The following is a 4,488-nucleotide window of genomic DNA, read 5'->3' on the forward strand; positions in this document are numbered from 1 at the left end:
ATTTCCTCGCCCGGGACCGGCACCCGGCGGCGGTGCTGTTCCTCGAGCTCGATCCCGAGCGGGTGGACGTAAACGTCCACCCGGCCAAGGCCGAGGTGCGCTTTCGCGAGCCCGGTGTGGTGCGCGGGCTGGTGGTCTCGGCGCTGACCCACGCGCTGGCCGAGGCCGGGCACCGGGCGGCGACCACGGTCTCGGCCGCGGCGCTCGGGGCGTTCCGGCCGGGCGCGGCGCCGGCCGCGCCGGGCCGGTGGCCCTCGCATGGCCCGTCACCGGCCGCAGTCGGGGTCGCGCTCGCCGCCCAGGCGCCGCTGGCGCCCGCGGCCGGCGGGTTCGCCGAGGCCGGCTGGGCGGGAGCGGGCTGGGCGGGCGCCCGGGTTGAGCCGGAGCCCGGAGAGGCCGAGGCGGCCGAGGACCTGCCGCTCGGGGTGGCGCGCGCCCAGCTGCACGGCAATTACGTGGTGGCGCAGACGCGCGACGGCGTCGTGATCGTCGACCAGCACGCGGCCCATGAGCGGCTGGTCTACGAGCGGCTGAAGCGCCAGGTGGCCGAGGCGGGCGTGCGCCGCCAGGCGCTCCTGATCCCCGAGGTGGTGGAGCTGGGCGAGGACGCGGCCCAGCGGGTGCTGGAGCGGGCCGGGGAGCTGATGGAGCTCGGCCTCGTGGTCGAGCCGTTCGGCGGCGGCGCCGTGGCGGTGCGCGAGGTGCCGGCGGCGCTGGGCCAGGTCAACGCGGCGGCGCTGGTCGGCGACGTCGCCGACGAGCTGGCCGATCTGGGTGAGAGCGGGGCGGTGCGCGCGCGGCTCGACGCGGTGCTCTCGCGCATGGCCTGCCACGGCTCGGTGCGCTCGGGGCGGCGGCTGAGCGCCGAGGAGATGAACGCGCTCCTGCGCGAGATGGAGGCGACGCCGCATTCCGGTCAGTGCAACCATGGCCGGCCCACCTATGTCAGCCTGACGCTGGCCGAGATCGAGCGGCTGTTCGGCCGGCGCTGAGCCGGCTAGCCGGCCTCGAAGCGGAAGGCGTGCAGCCGCGCGCCCTCGCGCTTGAGCCAGGCGCGCGGCTCGCGGTAGTCGGGCATCAGCCGCTCGAGCAGGGTCCAGTAGGCGGGGGCGTGGTTCATCTCGACCAGATGTGCCGCCTCGTGCGCTGCGACGTAATCGAGCACCGGCTCCGGCGCCATGGCCAGCCGCCAGGAGAAGGCGAGCCGTCCCGCCGCGCTGCACGAGCCCCAGCGCGAACGGGTGTCGCGCAGGGCGATGGGGCCCGGCTCGCGCCCCAGCATCCCGGCATAGCGCCGCACCGCGGGCATCAGCGCGTCGCGTGCGCGCAGCTTGAGCCAGGCGGCGATGCGGGGACCGGGGGCGCCGGGCCCGGTGACGACGAGGCAGCCGCCTTCGAGCCGGGGCGGCAGCCGCGCGCCGGCGGCGAGCACCACCTCGGCCTCCACCCCGCCGACCGGAAGCCGGGCGCCGGGGCCGACGGAGACCCGTGCCGGCTGGCGCGCCAGCGCGCGGGCCAGCCAATCGGCCTGGCGGTCGAGGAAGGCCGCGGCCTCGGCGCGCGGCACGCCGGGCGGCAGCGTCAGGACGGCGCCCTCGCCAAGCGCATCGACCCGCAGCGTCAGCCGCCGCGCGCGTTGCTGCACACGCAGCCGCACGGGCATGGGGCGATTCGCGGGCTGGGGATGGTCCACGCTGAGCGTGGTGCCGTGCATTGCGGAAGACTGCGCCCCGACGGGCCGGTCAAGCACCGACGGTGGCCCGGTTGCGCTCGATGAAGGCGGCGATGCGCGGCCGGATCTGGCGGCGGAACCGCGTGCCGTTGAAGACGCCATAATGGCCGACCTTCGCGGCCAGCAGCGCCTGCTTGCGCGCGGCCGCAAGGTCGGGGAGGAGGTCCAGCGCCGCCACGGTCTGGCCGCGGCCGGTGATGTCGTCCTTCTCGCCCTCGACGGTCATCACGCCGATGTCGCGAATCGCCTCGGGGCGCACCGGGCGGCCCCTGTGGCGCATCTCGCCCTTCGGCAGGGCATGGCGTTGGAACACGGTCTCGACCGTCTCGAGATAGAACTCGGCGGTAAGGTCCATCACGGCGAGGTACTCGTCGTAGAAGGAGCGGTGCGCAGCGGCCGAATCGCCGTCGCCCTGCACCAGGTGCAGGAACTGGTCCATATGCGCGTCGAGATGGCGGTCGAGATTCATCGACATGAAGCCGGACAGTTGCAGGAACCCCGGGTAGACTCGGCGCAGGAAGCCGAGATTGGGCCAGGGCACCGTGACGATCACGTTCTGCTCGAACCAGGACAGCTCGCGCGTCTTGGCCAATCGGTTCGGCTCGGTCTCGTTGACGCGTGTGTCGATCGGGCTGCCCATGAGCACGAGCGCCGAGGGCCGCGCCGCGTCGTCGTCCTCGGCCATCAGGCTCGCGGCGGCCATCACGGGCACGCCGGGCTGGCACACCGCCATGACCGCGGGGCGCTCGCCGCGCGCGGCGATGAGTCGGACGAATTCGGCGACATAGTCGGTGAAGTCCTCGAGCCCGAACGCGCCCTCGGACAGCGGCACGTCCCGGGCATCGTTCCAGTCGGTGACCCAGACCTCGTGGGAGGGCAGCATCGCCGTGACCGTGCCGCGCAGCAGGGTGGCGAAATGACCCGACATCGGCGCGACGATCAACACCGGCGCATCATCGCGCCCGGCGACGGCCGCCGGATCGCGCCGGAAGCGGACCAGCCGGCAGAACGGCTTCTCAAGCGCGACTTCCTCGGCAACCGCGACCGCTTCGCCGTCGATCTCGACCGAGGTGATATCGAACTCGGGCTTGTTGTAGCGCCGCGTGGCATTGACGAACATTTCGCATGCCGCGGCGGTCGCGCGCGCAGGAAGGCTCTCCGCGAAAGGAAAGAATGGGTTGCGCAGCGCCTGGCTGCTCATCCGTGCCGCCGCCCGCATCGGGCCCATGGCGGCGTGAGTCATTTCATACGCGTGGTATAGCACGAAACTCCCCCGCCCCGACCGGTATTTTTCTTTGACCGCGACAGTAGGACCAGTTTGCAGGCACGGCAAGGATTCCTTTTTTCTGCCGACACTCACGCCGGTGTGAAAACGTCCGCCGGCGGAAATGGTTCCGCTGAGGCGCGGCGACCGATTTTGCTTTTGACATCTGCGCGGCTTATGTGGCAATGGCCCTAGCCTTCGCGAATCCGATCACTGGAGAGGTTAATGCCCAAGCCTGAATGGGGTGTTAAGCGTACCTGCACGCACTGCCGCGCCCGATTCTACGACCTTCAGCGCAACCCTGTGGTCTGCCCGAAATGCGGTGCCGAACTCGATCTCTCCGAGTCCGTGAAGCTCAAGCGCGGCGCGGCGGCGAGCGCGTCGGGCCCCGTCGCAAAGGAGGCCAAGTCGGCCACCGAGGACGAGGAGCTCGTCTACGACGAGGAGGAGGCGGACGACGACGCGGACGAGGGAGAGGACGACGACGTTCCGCTGGCGTCCGAGGACGACGAGGACGAGGACGAAGACATCCCGGTGCCCAAGAAGGGCAAGAGCGAGGAGGAAGCCGAGCTCGAGGATTTCGAGGAGGACGTGCTGCTCGACGACGACGACGAGGACGACGACGACGAGGACCTGGACGACCTCGACGAGGGCGACGACGATCTCAAGGACGTCTGAGCGGCGCGACCGGGACCCGGCCGCGGCGAAGTTTTGGCTTGAACTCCCCCGCCGCCGCGCTTAGGTTCCGCGCGCCGCCCGCGGCCGGGCAAACAGGGGCCATAGCTCAGTTGGGAGAGCGCTTGAATGGCATTCAAGAGGTCGGGGGTTCGACTCCCCCTGGCTCCACCAGATCCCCCTGTCAGGACATTTCAGCGCGTCCCTGAGCCTCCGCTTTAAAAAGAGATTTCCGTCTCCACCCTTTCAGCCTGGTGCAAATGGCTCATACGTCCGCCCAGTTTCTGCGGGGATGCATGAGGGGGACGCTCCCCGAAGCGATTACGCGCGGGTGCGCGGGAAGCTCCGGACATGCCGCGACTCGCGGCGAAGCCGGTGCAGGCCATGTACGAGCCCGGCCGCTAGGGGGAATGGCGACGGGCTTTAGCTCGAGGTGAGCCGCAGCGGCTCGAAATAATCGATATTGCGGGGAACGACGCAGGGGGCCGGCGCGATATCGGGCTCGGCAGCGTCTCGTGGTGACCCTGGCCGAGGTGCAGCAGAAGGCGCAGGAGCGTCGCAGGGTTGCGAAGCAAGGTATGATCGGTTGGCCGAGCGGGTCGCGTGCAAGGGCATGCCGATCTTCGAGGATGCGGCGCGCGATCTCTGCAAGACGCCGCAGTCCCACCGCGCCTGGCGCGCCTGGCGGGGCGGCAGTGCGCGGGGGTGAGCCGCCTCAGAGCGGGGAGCGCTTCTCGAGCGGGCGCAGGCCGCTCAGACGCTTTTGCATCTCCTGGGCCACCAGCACCGCCTCGTGCGTGTCGCGCAGCACGGTCGG

Annotated in this window: 4 protein-coding genes and 1 tRNA gene; 3 read left to right on the forward strand and 2 right to left on the reverse strand. The window is 70.9% G+C overall.

What is annotated here, in order from left to right; all coding sequences use genetic code 11:
• On the forward strand, positions 1-992 hold a 992-nt coding region (locus AC32QD_RS06950; RefSeq protein WP_492009762.1), incomplete at its 5' end, for a DNA mismatch repair MutL family protein.
• Positions 993-997: 5 nt separating this feature from the next.
• On the opposite strand, the gene AC32QD_RS06955 is transcribed toward AC32QD_RS06950, so the two are convergent.
• Positions 998-1,663: a M48 family metallopeptidase gene (locus AC32QD_RS06955; protein ID WP_492009763.1), complete on the reverse strand. Its 666-nt coding sequence runs from the start codon at positions 1,661-1,663 to the stop codon at positions 998-1,000.
• A 79-nt stretch (positions 1,664-1,742) separates the two neighbouring features.
• Positions 1,743-2,996 carry a polyhydroxyalkanoate depolymerase gene (locus AC32QD_RS06960; RefSeq protein WP_492009764.1) on the reverse strand — a complete coding sequence of 418 codons (1,254 nt, stop codon included), beginning with the start codon at positions 2,994-2,996 and terminating at the stop codon, positions 1,743-1,745.
• Positions 2,997-3,221: 225 nt separating this feature from the next.
• Here AC32QD_RS06960 and AC32QD_RS06965 point away from each other — a divergent pair, with 225 nt between their 5' ends.
• A complete protein-coding gene (locus AC32QD_RS06965) occupies positions 3,222-3,674 on the forward strand; it encodes a TIGR02300 family protein (protein ID WP_492009765.1) in 453 nt (150 codons plus the stop codon).
• A gap of 95 nt (positions 3,675-3,769) precedes the next feature.
• Positions 3,770-3,845: transfer RNA gene (locus AC32QD_RS06970), tRNA-Ala, on the forward strand.
• Positions 3,846-4,488: the final 643 nt, after the last annotated feature.

This window comes from Thermohalobaculum sp., assembly GCF_058622915.1.